This is a genomic window from Humiphilus diazotrophicus (genome assembly GCF_059726315.1).
This window is the reverse complement of record NZ_AP040870.1, coordinates 5,189,533-5,205,042: the sequence shown is the minus strand read 5'-3', so window position 1 is coordinate 5,205,042 and position 15,510 is coordinate 5,189,533. Positions and strand designations below refer to the sequence as shown.

General features: G+C 49.7%; 8 protein-coding genes. 4 read left to right on the top strand and 4 right to left on the bottom strand.

Annotation, left to right across the window (positions count from 1 at the left end):
* Window positions 1-5 precede the first annotated feature (5 nt).
* The gene (locus tag AC6I7T_RS21545; protein ID WP_497789705.1) at window positions 6-1,895 is read right to left on the bottom strand and encodes a glycoside hydrolase family 35 protein; all 1,890 of its coding nucleotides are present in this window, start codon (window positions 1,893-1,895) and stop codon (window positions 6-8) included.
* Window positions 1,896-2,132: 237 nt separating this feature from the next.
* Between AC6I7T_RS21545 and AC6I7T_RS21540 the strand changes: the two genes are divergently transcribed.
* The 4 genes from AC6I7T_RS21540 to ggt all read left to right on the top strand — a co-directional run bounded on the left by AC6I7T_RS21540 (window position 2,133) and on the right by ggt (window position 9,106).
* Window positions 2,133-3,437 carry a rhamnogalacturonan acetylesterase gene (locus AC6I7T_RS21540; RefSeq protein ID WP_497789704.1) on the top strand — a complete coding sequence of 435 codons (1,305 nt, stop codon included), beginning with the start codon at window positions 2,133-2,135 and terminating at the stop codon, window positions 3,435-3,437.
* Between the two features lie 136 nt (window positions 3,438-3,573).
* Complete coding sequence (locus tag AC6I7T_RS21535) at window positions 3,574-5,076, top strand: glycoside hydrolase family 30 protein (protein ID WP_497789702.1); 1,503 nt, start codon at window positions 3,574-3,576, stop codon at window positions 5,074-5,076.
* Window positions 5,077-5,227: 151 nt separating this feature from the next.
* Complete coding sequence (locus AC6I7T_RS21530; protein WP_497789701.1) at window positions 5,228-7,123, top strand: tetratricopeptide repeat protein; 1,896 nt, start codon at window positions 5,228-5,230, stop codon at window positions 7,121-7,123.
* A gap of 267 nt (window positions 7,124-7,390) precedes the next feature.
* Entirely contained in the window at window positions 7,391-9,106 is a 1,716-nt protein-coding gene (gene ggt / locus AC6I7T_RS21525; RefSeq protein ID WP_497789700.1) for a gamma-glutamyltransferase, read from the top strand.
* Between the two features lie 86 nt (window positions 9,107-9,192).
* On the opposite strand, the gene AC6I7T_RS21520 is transcribed toward ggt, so the two are convergent.
* Genes AC6I7T_RS21520 through galA form a run of 3 tightly spaced genes read right to left on the bottom strand, consistent with a single transcriptional unit; the run spans window position 9,193 to window position 15,464 of the window.
* Window positions 9,193-10,560, bottom strand: coding sequence for an alpha-L-fucosidase (locus tag AC6I7T_RS21520; RefSeq protein WP_497789699.1), 1,368 nt, complete (start codon window positions 10,558-10,560; stop codon window positions 9,193-9,195).
* A gap of 48 nt (window positions 10,561-10,608) precedes the next feature.
* Window positions 10,609-12,912 carry a GH92 family glycosyl hydrolase gene (locus AC6I7T_RS21515; protein WP_497789698.1) on the bottom strand — a complete coding sequence of 768 codons (2,304 nt, stop codon included), beginning with the start codon at window positions 12,910-12,912 and terminating at the stop codon, window positions 10,609-10,611.
* Between the two features lie 5 nt (window positions 12,913-12,917).
* Window positions 12,918-15,464, bottom strand: a complete 2,547-nt coding sequence (gene galA, locus AC6I7T_RS21510) for a beta-galactosidase GalA (RefSeq protein ID WP_497789697.1) — start codon at window positions 15,462-15,464, stop codon at window positions 12,918-12,920.
* Window positions 15,465-15,510: the final 46 nt, after the last annotated feature.

Sequence of the window (15,510 nt, the reverse complement as noted above, 5' to 3'; positions counted from 1 at the left end):
CCTGCTTATTCATCCGCCTTCGATCCAGGTCCGGAGATAGGAGCAGCTAGTATCGGAGCCTTCAAACCGCTCAACTGCGGAACACCTGTTTTCGGCTTTTCTTGAAGGTCAAAGACTACAATTTCATTCCGACCCTTCTTCAACCACGGACCAGGAACATACAACGTCTGCTGTGGTCCAATGTTCCAGTAGCGTCCGATAGCATGCCCGTTGATCCAGACTGCACCTTTCCCAAGACTGCGAATATCGAGAAAGGTATCTCCTGTGGCCTTGAGTTCAAACTCCCCACGATAGAAAGCTGGCCCCGTAACCGGATTCACCTTGTACTGAATCGTGTCCAGCTTCTCCATCGGCAAACAGAAGACCTGCCAATTCTTGAGGGGCTCGCCACCCAGAGTGACGCCGGTGATGCCTTTATTCTCCTGACGCATCATCCTCGTCGAATTAATACGTCCTGAGTTCTGCACCAGGATATCGAGCTGCGCTCCTTCAGAAGGAGAATCAAGAATGATCTGATCCTGCTTCAACCTGCGATCTGCCACGCCTGCCAGTTTCCCATTGAGATAGACCAGCGCATAATCGTTCAGCCCGTTTAGAACAAGCGGTCCATGGACAGAGCCATGTAACTTCGTCCGATACAGAATGAATCCGTAAGATTGCCCATAGAACTCCATCGGCTTAGGCTCCTGGGATTCGACGGCAGCGGGCAGGTTATTCCAAAGAGAAGCACTTTCCTTCAAGGAGAAAGCCGGAACTTCAATAACCGGAGGCAAAGCAGGAACTGCGGGCAACACCTTCCCCGCATACTTCTCGATTACCTTCCGATAGGCATAGTACTTTTCCGTAGGATGTCCAGCCTCATCGAGAGGAGCGTCATAGTCATAGCTGGTAACGTCCGGAAGGAATTGATTATCTGTCCAGCTGGATCCGCTCATAAATCCAAAGCTGGTGCCACCATGAAACATATAGAGGTTTACAGAAGCCTTCTTCGAAAGGATGTAGTCCAGATCCTTCAACTGCGGTTCGACCGGGCGGGTAATATGTGGCTGTCCCCAGTGATCGAACCAGCCGGGCCAATACTCTCCGGCAAGCAAAGGTTGTCCTGGACGCATGGCCGCAAGCGCATCAAGCCCTGCCTGCGACCTGGTAACTCCAAAGTTCACAGCAGCAAAAGTGCCCTCTAGAGAACCGTGAGCCAGACCTTTGGTCGGATCGGTAGTAAAGAGCATGGAATCGGTGAAACCGGACTTCAGGAAGATATCCTTCACATGAGCAAGATAGACTTTATCGGATCCGAAGTTCCCGTACTCATTCTCGACTTGAACGGCAAGAATCGGCCCACCTTTGCTGAGCTGAAGATTGGCTGTCTCCTGGCCTAGACGCTTCATCCAACGTTCTACCGGAACCATGAAAGCCGGATCGTTACTGCGCAAAGCTGTAGTCATTTTGGGATCGGCCATCAGCCACGCCGGATAACCGCCAAACTCCCACTCGGCACAGGAATATGGACCCGCACGAAGGATCACATACATCCCTTCTTCCTGCACCGTCCGCACAAAGGCCGCCAGATCCGCATTTCCACTGAAGTCATACACACCCGGCTTCGGCTCGTGCACATTCCAGAACACATAGGTAGCAATGGTGTTCAAGCCCATGGCCTTGGCCATCCGAATACGATCCCGCCAGTATTCGCGAGGAATGCGCGCATAGTGCATCTCGCCGGAGAGAATCTCGAAAGGCTTGCCATCCAGGACAAAGTGGTCCTGCTCGACGCCGAAGGTATGGTGTTGTGGCTGGGCCGCATATGCCCCCAGAGTCATGATTCCTGAGAGAACCGTCATAGCGAGCACGCCGCATCTACGCCGTCTCGATTTTGTATTCCAATTACGATGCATGATTCTTATTCCCGCAAAATGGGCGAAATTATATTCGCGCAACAGGCTATCATCATTTTTGAAAATATTCTCCTATTGACATCAAAGTTGTCGGTATTTAGAGTTTGGGCGCGCAGGAGCCTCTATCAGAGAACGCATGGTAGCGTGTCTCTTTCCATTGAAGGAAGCGCATTCGTTGCAGATTCTGCCTGAATCCTGACAAACTCAAACGGCTCTACAAGGAGTGAATCGGTAGTAATGAAAATCGGGTCAAGATCGCTTGTTTTTTCTGGAATTTGCCTTTTAGGCACGTCCCTCTCGCTGGCACAAACGCCGACAGAATGGAAATTCAGCTGTAATCCGGGCGAACATAAGCAGAATATTCTCCCGCTGACGGAAAATTTCCGCTTTTCTCCCGATACACCTGCTGGTTTTGATCTTGGTTCGGCACCCCAAATTGGGAAGAAAGGCTGTACATCCGACCGGCCCTTCTTCTTCTCAGTCAAAGCTCAGGATGGGACCTATCTGGTCACAGTCGAACTAGGTAGTGATGACCAGGACTCTGTGACAACCATTAAGGCCGAATCCCGCCGGCTGATGTTGAACAATGTAAGGACCTCCGCCCATCACGCGAAGACTGAAAGCTTCACCGTACACGTCAGAACCCGAGAAATCAGCACGGGAGGTGAGGTCAAGCTTAAGCCACGGGAAATTGGCGCACTCGATTGGGACGACAAACTCACAATTGAATTCAGTGGAACAAAACCGGCGTTTCGAAAGCTCGCTATCCGTAAGCTGGACCATATTCCAACCGTTTATCTTGCCGGGGATTCTACGGTCGTGGATCAGGATAAAGAGCCGTGGGCAGCCTGGGGACAGATGCTACCTGTCTTCTTTGACTCAAAGGTAGTTGTATCCAATCAGGCTGAGTCCGGAGAAACGATCCGAAGCTTTGTTGTCGAGAAGCGGTTCGATAAAATAGCCAGCACGATCCAGGGCGGAGACTATCTCTTTATGCAGTTCGCCCACAACGATCAGAAGCCGGGGAAGGGATTTGTCTCCATTCCCGATTACAAAGATCTCCTGAAAAAATACATCAAACTGGCTCGTGACCATGGAGCAACTCCCGTTCTGGTTACCTCGATGAACAGGAGAAACTTCGATAGCAATGGAAAGATCAATCAGACCTTAGGCGATTACCCTGCAGCGATGCGTGAAGTAGCACAGGAAGAGCATCTTGCATTGATCGATTTGAATGCCATGAGCAAAACTCTCTTCGAAGTACTAGGGCCGGAGAAAACGCTGAAGGCCTTTGTTCATTACCCTCCAAACACCTTTCCTGGTCAGCCCGAAGAGTTAAAAGACGACACGCACTTCACCAGCTACGGAGCATATGAGCTGGCCCGTTGCGTGGTAAAAGGCATTAAAGACGCCCACCTGCCGTTGGCAAAGAATCTCCGTCACGACGTGAAGGGAATCGACCCATCAAAACCGGATGCGCCGGAATCGTGGACAATGCCGCTTGATCCTCAAGTCAATGCTGCCACGCCATACGGCCGCTAGCTATTTCTCTCAGGTGAAAGCCGAAGCACAAAAGCTTCGGCTTTCGGCGTTCTCACAACCTGGAGGAAGGTTCGATGACGAATGTATAATTCGATTCCCAATCGGCTTACTTCCAAACACGAGAGCGAAAGCGGCAATGAAGACGAGACTGTTGAATCGGCGGCAAATTCTAAAGAATTCTCTACGAGTAGCAGCAGGTGCAGCATTCACCAACATTGCCCTTAACAAAATTGCATCTGCGCAACTGCCTCCACCGGAGCCTCTGCACGACAATCGGCTTACTTTCCTTACCACAACAGAAAAAGATCCATGGCAAAAAGGGAATACGCTCAAACCCAGCTTTGGATGGGACTTTCTCAATCTGAATGTAGACCCATCACAGACTCAACCGTTAGGACGCCCGATTGAGGGCTTCGGAGCATGCTTCAATGAGCTGGGATGGACCTCTCTTAACTCACTTGCCGAGCGGGACCGCGAAAGCATTCTGAGTGAGCTCTTTCATCCTTCTGCCGGTGCTCGTTTTACCTATTGCCGAATGCCGATAGGAGCCAATGACTTCGCTACCGAAGCTTACACTTACGACGAATCCGATGGAGATTTTGAGCTAAAACACTTCAGCATCGACCATGACAGAGCGACCTTAATTTCTTTCATTCATGCTGCACAGCGCTATCAGCCCAAGTTGCGTCTATGGGCTTCGCCTTGGACTCCTCCAAGCTGGATGAAACGCAATCACTTCTATGCAGAGGCAAAGTCCTTCCCGGGAATGGCAGATAACGGAATCCGCCAGGAGCAGACAGGCCACGAAGGTGAAGACATGTTTATCCAGGAGCCACGCTACTTCGAAGCCTATGCAAAGTATTTCGGACGTTTCATCGATGCCTATCGGGCAGAAGGAATTTCTGTCGGCATGGTCATGCCGCAGAATGAGTTTAACTCTGCACAGAATTTCCCCAGCTGCACATGGACTCTGGAGGGACTGGCAAAATTCCTTCGTTATCTCGGACCGGAGATGAAGAAACGCGATGTCGATGTCTTCTTCGGCACTTTGGAACGCGGCAATCCAAAATTGCTGCAGGCGGTAATGAATGATAAAGAAGCCTCGTCCTTCATCAAAGGCGTCGGGGTGCAATGGGCAGGCAAGAACGCGTTACCGGCTATACATCGCGAATTTCCGGAGCTTCACATCTATCAATCGGAACAGGAATGCGGTGACGGCAAAAATACCTGGAACTACACCAGCTACTGCTGGCAGTTGATGAAGCATTATTTCCGCAGTGGCGCTTGTGCCTATATGTACTGGAATATCTCTACAGCAAACGGCGGCAAGAGTACCTGGGGATGGAATCAAAATTCTCTCGTTAGCGTTGACACCGCCACGCGAACCTTCCAATACAACCACGACTACTATTTGCTAAAACACCTCACCCATTTTGTCGATCCCGGTGCAAAGCTGTTAGAGACAAATGGGACGTGCGATGATGCGCTGGCATTCGTCAATCCTGACGGTACAACAGTGCTGATAATACGGAACGAATTGCCACATGCTCAAATAGTCCAGCTACAAGTGCGCAATCGAGCTGTTGGTATCGAGCTCCCGCCGGATTCTATAGGGACTCTTGCCATGAAGCCGGTATAGGATAAAGAGCGCGCATAACAGTTATATACAACGGATTCAACGGTCCATTTGGGACAAGTTCATTTCGATACCCAAATCAACTCACGTGCAAGCTTCCTGAGAGAATTTCGTCTATACAGATACCGCACAGCGTAATAGCTTGGAATGAGTGATGAAAGATCAAGGGAAAATCGGGCAGCTGCTAAAAAAAGGGCTTCAGCACCACCAGGCAGGAAGGCTGGTGGACGCGGCTCAACTCTATCAAAAAATTTTAGGACTAAATCCTTCGCAGGCCGATGCTCTGCATTTACTTGGAATGCTCCACTTTCAAGGCCGACAAATTGACACTGCCATTAACCTTGTCCAGAAGGCGATTGCGGTCAATCCAAAGGAGCCATCGTATCACTCTAATCTTGGAACCTTGTTCCAGGCTGAAGGGAAATTGAGTGAGGCGCAACAGGAGTATGAACAAGCACTTCGTCTTTCTCCCAAACAGCCTGAAATCCTTGCCAACTTGGGATCGGTGCTGAAGGAACAGCAAAAACTAAATCAAGCCGCAAATTGCTTTGTGCAGGCAATTTCGATTAAACCGGATTTCCCTGAACTACATTTCCATCTCGGAGCGACACTGCAGGCTCAAGGCAAATTCAAGGATGCAATCACCTGCTATGAAAATGCATTGGAACTCAGGTCCAATTATGCTGAGGCTATCTGCAATATCGGCTGTATCTGCATGGAGCAGAAAAATCTGGATGAAGCAATCAGCCGCTTCAATCATGCGCTGGCCATCAAGCCCAACCTAGCCGAAGCGCATAACGGCCTTGGAGCTGCATTCTTTGAAAAGAAAAATTACGAACTGGCCACCAAACATTATGAAGAGGCTTTGGCACTCAGGCATTCCTATGTGGAAGCTCTTAGTAATTACGGAACACTTCTCGAAGTACAAGGCAAACTGGAAGAGGCTATAGCCAGACATACTCAGGCACTGGCCATTCGTCCGGATTACGCAGAGGCTCATAACAGTATCGGAAATGCCCTGGCCATCCTGGGCGAGCTCGATGAAGCCATCCCGCACTTCACACGCGCACTGACACTGAACCCTAACCTCACCGAGGCATATGGCAACCTGGCCGTAGCACAATTGCGAGCAGGAGACTTCGCATCCGGCTGGAAAAATTATGAATGGCGCTGGCATTCAAAGAAATCTCAGCTTTCAAAGAGAATCTTTTCCCGTCCGCAGTGGTATGGCGAGCCTCTCAACGGAGCAAAAATTCTAATTCACGCCGAACAGGGACTAGGAGACACTCTCCAATTCCTCCGCTATGTCCCCATGGTCCACGCAAGAGGTGGAACGGTAATCCTGGCAGTACAAGAAACTTTGTCTCAGCTCGCGGCTGGATTGCCCGGAGTCTCTGAAGTGATCCCCTCCGGAAGCTCACTGCCACAATTCGATGTTCACTGCCCTTTGATGAGCCTCCCGCTTGTCTTCGGAACTACTCTGGATACGATCCCTGCTCGAATCCCCTATCTCTCGGTGCCTCCTGAGTCCCAAACGAAAGCAGCAGCATTCCCTTGGCCGGACAAAGGCTTAAGAGTTGGCTTGGTGTGGGCAGGAAATCCTGTTTATTGTTCAGAGGATGCTCGCTATCGCTCGATTTCGTTTTCGCAACTCTCACCAATTCTCAAGCAAGAGGGTGTTAACTTCTTTTCTTTGCAGGTCGGGGAAGCTGCGGCGGAAATGACCAATACAGCGGAACATGTAACAGATCTCATGGCGCACATGAGCAATATGTCCGATACAGCAGCCCTGATAGCCTGTCTCGATCTGGTTATTACTGTAGATACTTCAGTGGCGCACTTAGCTGGCGCTTTGGGCAAACCCACATGGGTCATGCTGCCCTTCGCTTCCGAATGGAGATGGTTGATGGAACGTGAAGATAGCCCCTGGTACCCGACAATCCGACTCTTTCGCAAGCACACACTCGGAAGCTGGGATCCGGTAATTGATCGTGTTTGCAAAGAGCTTCAGCTCAAAACCGAACAAATGGCCTCAATGCCATCCAAGTAATTGCTAAAGATAAGTATGTACAGCTTTGATCTCCTGCAAACCACGACAGGAGATCAAAGCAGAGTGCAGTTCCCGCCTCATCAGAACAGTCTACTTTTTGCTTGCGATCCAGCTATTCTTCACTAATATTGAATTCATCTGAAGCGCACTCTTGCTAGGAGTGCAATGATCCTATCTTCAACAAATCAAAATAGTCGAGTTCTGTAATCCTGTCGCGATGTGGTCAGCTCTTTCATGGGCCAGTTCAGATCAGGGAAAGGAAATTGCTTGAAACGCTTATCTCTTGTCTCTGCATTGCTTCTCTCGATATCTTCAACTGCATTCGCTCAGGAGTTCTCTTCCGTTCCTGGACAAGGCCGTTCAATGGTAGTAACAAAGTTTGGGATTGTGGCCGCGCCACAGTTCCTAGCCTCGCAGGCGGGCGCACACGTCCTCGAACAAGGTGGCAATGCCGTCGACGCTGCAATTGCGGCAAATGCTGTCATGGGAGTTGTCCAGCCATATGTAAATGGCATAGGAGGCGACCTCTTCGCTATTTATTACGAAGCCAAAACCGGCAAGCTTTATGGTTTGAATTCCAGTGGATGGACGCCTAAAGGGCTCACAATTGACTATCTGAAAGAGCATCATGTCGAGCAGCTAAATCCTATTGGAGTAGAGACCATCGATATTCCAGGAGCTGTCGCAGGCTGGGATGCCTTAAGAAATCGTTTCGGAACGCTTCCCTTCAGTCAGATTCTGGCGCCAGCAATCTACTATGCACAAAACGGATTTCCACTTGCTGAGCGCAATGCGCGTTATTGGGTGGCCAAGAAACTTATGGATCAACCAGGATATCGGGAGACATACCTTCCCAATGGAGTCGCACCAAAAGTAGGAGATGAATTCAAAAATCCACCCCTCGCGAACTCACTCCGTGCAATCGCCACGCAAGGACGAGATGCTTTCTATAACGGCCCAATGACAGAAACAATGGTGCAGTTCCTCCGCGCACATGGAGGAACTCACACCGTAGAAGATTTCAAAGATTTTCAACCGGAATGGGTCGAGCCACTCTCCACCAACTATCGAGGCTGGACGGTTTACGAACTGCCGCCCAATGGACAAGGCATCGCAGCATTGTCCATGCTCAATATCATGGAGCAATTCCCCATGAAGCAGTATGGACATAACTCTGTCGATGCTTTGCATGTAATGATAGAGGCCAAGAAACTGGCGTACGCCGATATGTACCACTATGTTGGAGATCCTCGCTTCACACCTGTCCCCGTAAAAGAGATGGTGTCGAAAGACCTGGCAAAAGAGCGCGCCAAGCTAATTCAGATGAACAAAGCTTCCTGTCAGGTCGTACCGTCGAAAATAGAGAAGAGACTAGATGCACATGGAAAGACTACGATCTATCTCTCCGCTATAGACAAAGATGGAAACATCGTTTCTTTGATACAGAGCAACTTCGCCGGATACGGAACAGGCATGGTTGCTCCCGGACTTGGATTCTCATTTCATAACCGTGGAGCAGGATTCGAACTCACACCGGGACTCCCGAACTCCCTGGCAGGCCACAAGCGTCCCTTACACACCATCATTCCGGCTTTCATGGAAAAAGGAGACATTCACATCGGCTTCGGTATTATGGGCGGCTGGAATCAGGCACAAGCTCATGCGCAGTTTGTAGCTAACGTAGTGGACTACGGCATGAATGTACAAGCAGCCCTGGAACAACCGCGTTTTACCAAAGGAACCTTTGCTGGTTGTGACGTAGAGATGGAAGAGACTATTCCAGACAACATAAGGTCCGGGCTCACGCAACGCGGACATCAGATTCAGTTGCTAGAACCTTTTTCTTTCACAGTAGGGCAAGGCGAAGCTGTGGTGAGAGACAGCCGTCGTAATGTGAACTTCGCCGGGGCAGATCCACGTTCCGATGGCGAAGCCATTCCTCAAGAGCCGAATACCAAGCAGCTTGCAAGTCCGACGAACTAGTGTATTGCATTCGGCTGTAGCTGAACCGACACCGATGAAGACAGGCATTCAAATCTCCTTGTCTTCATCGGTGGCAAGTGATGGTGTTACTTCATAGCCCCATTAAATAGTTGAAATTCCCGAATATGTGCTTCAGACGAAGTAGATATCAAGTTTAGCCGAACATGCTTTGCTGTTACAGGAGCAAAGATGTCTATCTTCTTGTGCCCAATCGCATGGCCTTCAACAACCGGTTTCCAAACACCATGATCTTCTATTTCAATCGCATATTCCTGAACGTGTTGCCCATCATTCAACCACTCCATCGTTAGAGCACGATCGAATGTCACGGGGTTACGGAACTCTACTTCAATAACCGCGCTATGAGAGTCCTTAGGCGCCGACCAGAAGGTCTTGGGATTATTGTCCGTCGCCAACGCCTGCGGCGTAGCCAAAACGCTCTTCTCTCGAATCAGGTTCTGTCCATAGACACGCTGGACCTCTTCACCGAATTCTTTCAGGCGAATCACATCTACGTCGGCAACTCGCCCCATATTATCGGGAGCAATTCCAAGCATCAACTGAGCTCCCCTGCCGATCGTCTCGTTGTACTCTTTCATTAATTCAGGAAGACTCTTGGTGCTGTTATCGCTATTGGTATGCCAGAACCAATGGCCATTGCGTAGAGGAGTGTCTGCCTCTGCTGGACGCCAGCGGAGATAGCCGGTTCGGTCGACCACATTCCAATTCTCGTAATCAACTTTGCCATCTTCATTCCCGACCCAGCGAATATCTGCGAATTGAAAGAGTGCCACATCTGCAAAGACAATTGTGTTCGGCTGGTGAATACGGAGTTCCTGAATGATCTTGTTGAAATCATATGGGTGTCCTCCACTTCCAGCGCCATCCATCCAAAACTCTACGAGATCTCCATAGTGAGAGCTAAGCTCACTTATTTGTGAGAGGTAATAGTCATCATATGCTTTTGGATCTTCAGAATAGCGTTTGTCATGGCGATCATAGGGAGAGAGATATACTCCAAACTTCAGGCCATATTTTCTAGCGGCATCTGAAACTTCGCGAACCATATCTCCCTTGCCATTCTTCCACGGACTACTTTTCACACTGTAGTCGGTTTGCTCTGAAGGCCAGAGGCAGAAGCCGTCATGGTGCTTCGCAACTAAAACAACATACTTCGCCCCTGCCGCCTTGATTGCCTTCATCCACTGTTCGGCGTCGAAATTTACGGGATTAAAGACGGTGGGGTCGGCATTTCCTTCTCCAACTTCCTTGTCTAGGAAGGTATTCGTTCCAAAGTGGATAAGAACTCCAAATTCCAGATCCTGCCACTCCACCTGCTGAGGACTCGGCTTAATCTCAGAAAAGTTCTGAGCCTCCATACGGAATGGGATAAAAATCCCGACACCGATGCCAATAATCGCCAGTACTACGTATAGATACTTCTTGAAATCCATGACTCGCTTTCTCCCCTTCAGCTTTGCTAATAATCTGTTCTGCACCCGTTAAGATTGATCTGACATCGTAAACAGCAACGATGATCCGCGAACAATGGCAGCATGCGAGATGTCCGGTTCCCGATGAAGAGCTTCGTTCAGTTGAAATCTCTTCACATAGATATTCTTTTCTCCGTTATTTACCGCCTCAATTGTCGTCTTCTTCCCCTCTTGCAGAGTGAGAACGGCATAGTCAAAGAGAGGGCTTCCCAACGTGTAAGTGGCTTTGCCTGGACATAGCGAGTAAAAACCTAATGCACTCAAGATGAACCATGCAGACATAGAACCGGTATCTTCATCGCCTGCAAATTGATCTGGAGTATAGAGTTCATTCATAACCCTGCGCACCCAATACTGAGTGAGGTCGGGCCTACCTGCAGCCGCAAACAAATAGAGCACATGATGAACGGGCTGGTTGCTGTGCGCATACTGTCCAAACTCAACGGCAGCCATCTCTGACATCTCGTGGATCTCTTGCCCATAGATTCCGACTTCGAAACGTGGAGATTGATTGAGCATCTCCTCAAGAGTTGAGACAAAAGACTTCCGTCCTCCCATCATTTGAATCAAGCCGGTAACATCATGGGGTACAGAAAAGCGATGCTGCCATGCAGATCCCTCCACATAGGGGCTCCCCCACAGGTAAGGGTCGAAGGGTTCCAACCACTGTCCATTTCCCTTCTTCCCACGCATAAAGCGAGTTTCGGAGTCGAAGACATTTCGCCAGTTCTGGGATCGACGTTCAAACACTGCCGCATCTTCCAAGTGCCCCGCTGCACGGGCTACCTGCGCGATACAAAAGTCTCCGTAAGCGGAATCAAGCGTCTCGACAGCAGATTGCTCAACACGATCGGTTGATATATAGCCTTGCCGGAGATACTCGTCAATACCTCTACGGCCGTAGCCCTTCTGAGGATCGCCAGCTATCGTGGCATGCTTCTTAAGGGCTTGATAGGCCTCCTCCAAATCGAAACCTCGAATGCCTTTCGAAGCAGCATCTCCAAAGACAGAATCGATCAGGCTCCCCGTCATGCAGGAACGATACCCGGGACAGGGAAACTGCGGAAGCCAGCCACCTTCCCTCGATGCATTCACCCAAGCCTGCAAGATTTCACCTAAACGAACAGGATCGAGGATAGACATCAGAGGATACCAGGCGCGATAAACATCCCAGTAACCATGGTCCGCATACATTAGTTCGGAAACGACCGAACCGTTATAGGGACTGTAGTGAATGTAGTTTCCTGAACCATCTGGTTCATGCCAGATGCGCGGAAAGAGGAATGCGCGATAGAGACCGGAATACAAAATGCGCTGCTGATCCCTTGTCCCTCCCTGGACAGAAACACAGCTTAATTGTTTCTCCCAAATTTCCGCAGAATGTTCCTTAACAGCTTCAAATGACTTATTCGCCAGTTCCAAATCCAGATTACGCAGGGCCTGTTCATGAGAGATAAAGGAAGTGCCTATTCGGATATTGACCGGGGTGCCTGCATGCACGGGAAAATGAATGACACCGACTCGCCTTCCCTCCAGTTCCTTTGCTTCAAAACTGGCAAAGGGACTCTGAAAACGAATGGCATAATAAGTAGCAAAGCCCTTGGGCACACCGCCCTCATTCGCACGGGTTAGGCATGTAACGATTCCACTCTCCCTCTCAGAATGAAATTCCGCCTCCTTCCCGGGAAGATCGATCATAAATCCTGCATCTCCGGTTTCGGCATACCGGATGCGCATGAAAGCACATCGTTCAGAGGGGACAAGATCTAAAGAGCAGCGATACCTTAACAGATTTAAGTGGAGGAAATAGGGCGCAATCTCCAGCTCTTGATGGCGATAAGAAGAAGCTCGCGCCCATGGTTCGAGAGATGGTTCCCCTGCAAAAGGAAGAAAGGTCGCATAGCCATAATCCGAAAGCCATGGACTTAACTGATGCGTAGAACGTATCCCCTCTATACGTTGGTCTCCTGGCCGGAAGAACCATGATCCGGAACTGGAGCTCTGTATGCTCCAATGTGCCATTCCAAATGGCAGGGCCACGAGGGGAAGAGTGTTGCCACGGGAAAAGGCAGGCGTAGAATCAGTCCCTTGAAGAGGATTCACTAAATCGACGAGTCTTCGCCCAAAATGTTGTCCTTCATGATTGCTCACCTTCGGAGTATCCACATGCACCGGCGATGGAATTGCACCGTCTGTGGCCAATGCATCAGCACCAATCGCCGAGGCTACGGCACCCACTCCGACCGTTTTCAGAAAACTACGCCTGCTAGTCTTTCCTTGCGCATCCGACATCGATCCTTGCTCCATAATCATGCAAACTAAACCACCGCCGGACGCGGCTTTGTGAAGGCACTTTCGATGACAAGCTCGGCAGAATCCAAACCATCTGCGTTCGCAACCAGTCTGATAACTCCGGGCTGCTTGGATGCCTGGATAAAAATCATGCACAAGCCATGAAATGCGCGTCGCTTGGCCAATGTTGGAGAGTGCGGTTTATCGGCTTCTCGCGAACTAGGATCGCCATTACCGACCCCGATGATCCGCCCTGGACCGGATAGTTTGAACGAAACACGGTCGACAGCGGTCGGAACGATACGGCCTTTCGCATCTTGTATCTCAACTGCGATCATTGAGACATCCTCTCCATCTGCCTTTATCTTGCTGCAATCGGGACGAAGAATCAGCTTCTCGGCCTTTCCCGTGGTCTCACGCCGATCAGTCAAAATCACCTTGCCATTCTTCGTCCCCCGAACCTCAAGGACCCCAGGCACATACTTCACCTTCCATGATGCATGTGAATTTGCTGCGATCTTCTTGCTACCAAGACTTTGCCCATTCAGAAAAAGCTCGACGCTTTCCAGATTGGAGTAGCACCAAACATCGATCTCTTTTCCAAGCTTCTCTGGCCAATCCCAGTGGGGAAAGACATGCAATACCGGCTCTGATCCCCACCAGGATTTGTAATAGTAATAGGCATCCTTCGGGAAACCGCATGTGTCGATAATTCCGAACTGAGAGCTGATGCAAGCTTGCCAATATGGACTCGGTTCCCCTCTATAGTCAAAGCCCGTCCATGCAAAGCCTCCGGCTATAAATTCCCGAGCGGCATAGAAGCTCCACCAGCTCTCGGCTGTATCCCCATAACCTGGAGGATGAATGTCATATGCGCTCACGAAACCATCCTCTTCACTATCTTCATAGGCACCTCGAGTAGAGAAGGCACTGGCTGTCTCTGAACCGATCAGCGGTTTCTTGGGAAATTTCTTATGAAAATCGTCGATATCGCCGGTGTGATAATTGAATCCCTGCACGTCTACTACATTAGAGATCCCTTCCCCAAAACCGCCATTCATTCCCGCAGTTACGGGGCGACTGGGATCCAGTTTCTTCGCGAGGGATTTCATCGTTGCAACAATGCGCTCTCCACGAATATCTCCTTGAACGGGCTCTTCGTTGGCTAACGACCAGATAAAAATACTCGGGTGATTACGATCGCGCCGGATCATTCGTTCCAGCTGACTGAGACCCTCCGGAGTAGATGCCATCATACGGACCTCAGACATAACCAACATTCCCAGCCGGTCACAGGCGTCCAGGAGTTCAGTCGTTGCAGGATTATGCGCTGTCCGATACGCATTCGAACCTAGCTCTTTGAGACGCTCCACACGATAAACCTGTAAGCGATCTGGAATTGCCCCACCAACACCAGCATGATCTTGGTGGTTACAGGTCCCCTTGATCTTGACCGGCTTATCGTTTAGGAAGAAGCCGCGTTCAGCGTCAAACCGGATCGTACGGATCCCGAAGGTACTGCTATCATGGTCAACGCTCTTGCCATTGCTTTCTATGGTTGTCACAATTCGATAAAGATGTGGATCTTCAAGAGACCACAGCTTAGGGCTGTTCAGCTTAACCTTGGAGGAGACTGTAACCCTCTCCTGAGCAGCTATCTTGATCGGCTTCGACTTGCTCGCAGCAACTATATACTCGTTTTTATCTAAGATCCTGGAGATTAGAACAAACTCCTTATCCTCGATATTGTCGTTAACAACATCCGTTTCGATAAACAGATCCGCAGATCCGCTCTTCACCTCACTACGAACGTAAACGCCCGACTGTGGAATGTGTAATGAGTCGTACTTCGAAAGCCAGATGTGACGATAGATGCCAGCACCCTCGTAGAACCAGCCTTCTTCTAAACTCGCGTCGACACGAATGGCGAGCACATTTTTTCCATCGTAATTGAGATAATCCGTCACGTCATAGGCAAATGGAAGATAGCCACTCAAGTTCCTGCCAATGAAATGTCCATTTAGAATAACTACAGCGTCACGAAAGATTCCATCAAACTCAATAGCAATTCTCTTTCCCAGATCTTCTTTGGGGATATCAAATACTCTCCGATACCAACCAATGCTGGTTTCCGGGTAATTCCGACCAACAGGCTTTGCGCCATGAGCATTTGGCTCAACATCGTCTGTAAAAGGAAGTTCGACAGACCAGTCATGCGGAAGGTCAATAGATCTCCAGTCCTCATCCTTAAAATCGACAGTTGCAACGAGAGAGAAACAATCGGCCTTCGCAAAAATTGCTTCGCGGTTCAACTTGCCGTATTCAAAATCTCTCGTGGGATCGTTGGCGTTCCCTAAATGAAATTTCCAACCAAAGTCAAACAATAATCTTTGTCGGGGGGACAGAGCATCCTTCATATTTGGGAGTGTATTGAGCTGACTCCCTTGAAGTTCGGTTGACTCAGGTGACGTTTTCCGGCCGGTTGTTGCTGCATCGGCTGTATTTACAGCTAAGACTCCAGCAGAAGCTATAACACCTGTCTTTAAGAGATCGCGACGGGTCCAATTCGACATTCAATCCTCAACGTGAGCAATTTGTATAGATACGGATTTGCGCACT

What these genes read in the sequence shown, in the direction of transcription:
- AC6I7T_RS21545 (WP_497789705.1), bottom strand. Translation starts at nt 1,895, where the DNA reads ATGCATCGTAATTGGAATACAAAATCGAGACGGCGTAGATGCGGCGTG.
- AC6I7T_RS21540 (WP_497789704.1), top strand. Translation starts at nt 2,133, where the DNA reads ATGAAAATCGGGTCAAGATCGCTTGTTTTTTCTGGAATTTGCCTTTTA.
- AC6I7T_RS21535 (WP_497789702.1), top strand. Translation starts at nt 3,574, where the DNA reads ATGAAGACGAGACTGTTGAATCGGCGGCAAATTCTAAAGAATTCTCTA.
- AC6I7T_RS21530 (WP_497789701.1), top strand. Translation starts at nt 5,228, where the DNA reads ATGAAAGATCAAGGGAAAATCGGGCAGCTGCTAAAAAAAGGGCTTCAG.
- AC6I7T_RS21520 (WP_497789699.1), bottom strand. Translation starts at nt 10,560, where the DNA reads ATGGATTTCAAGAAGTATCTATACGTAGTACTGGCGATTATTGGCATC.
- AC6I7T_RS21515 (WP_497789698.1), bottom strand. Translation starts at nt 12,912, where the DNA reads ATGATTATGGAGCAAGGATCGATGTCGGATGCGCAAGGAAAGACTAGC.
- galA (WP_497789697.1), bottom strand. Translation starts at nt 15,464, where the DNA reads ATGTCGAATTGGACCCGTCGCGATCTCTTAAAGACAGGTGTTATAGCT.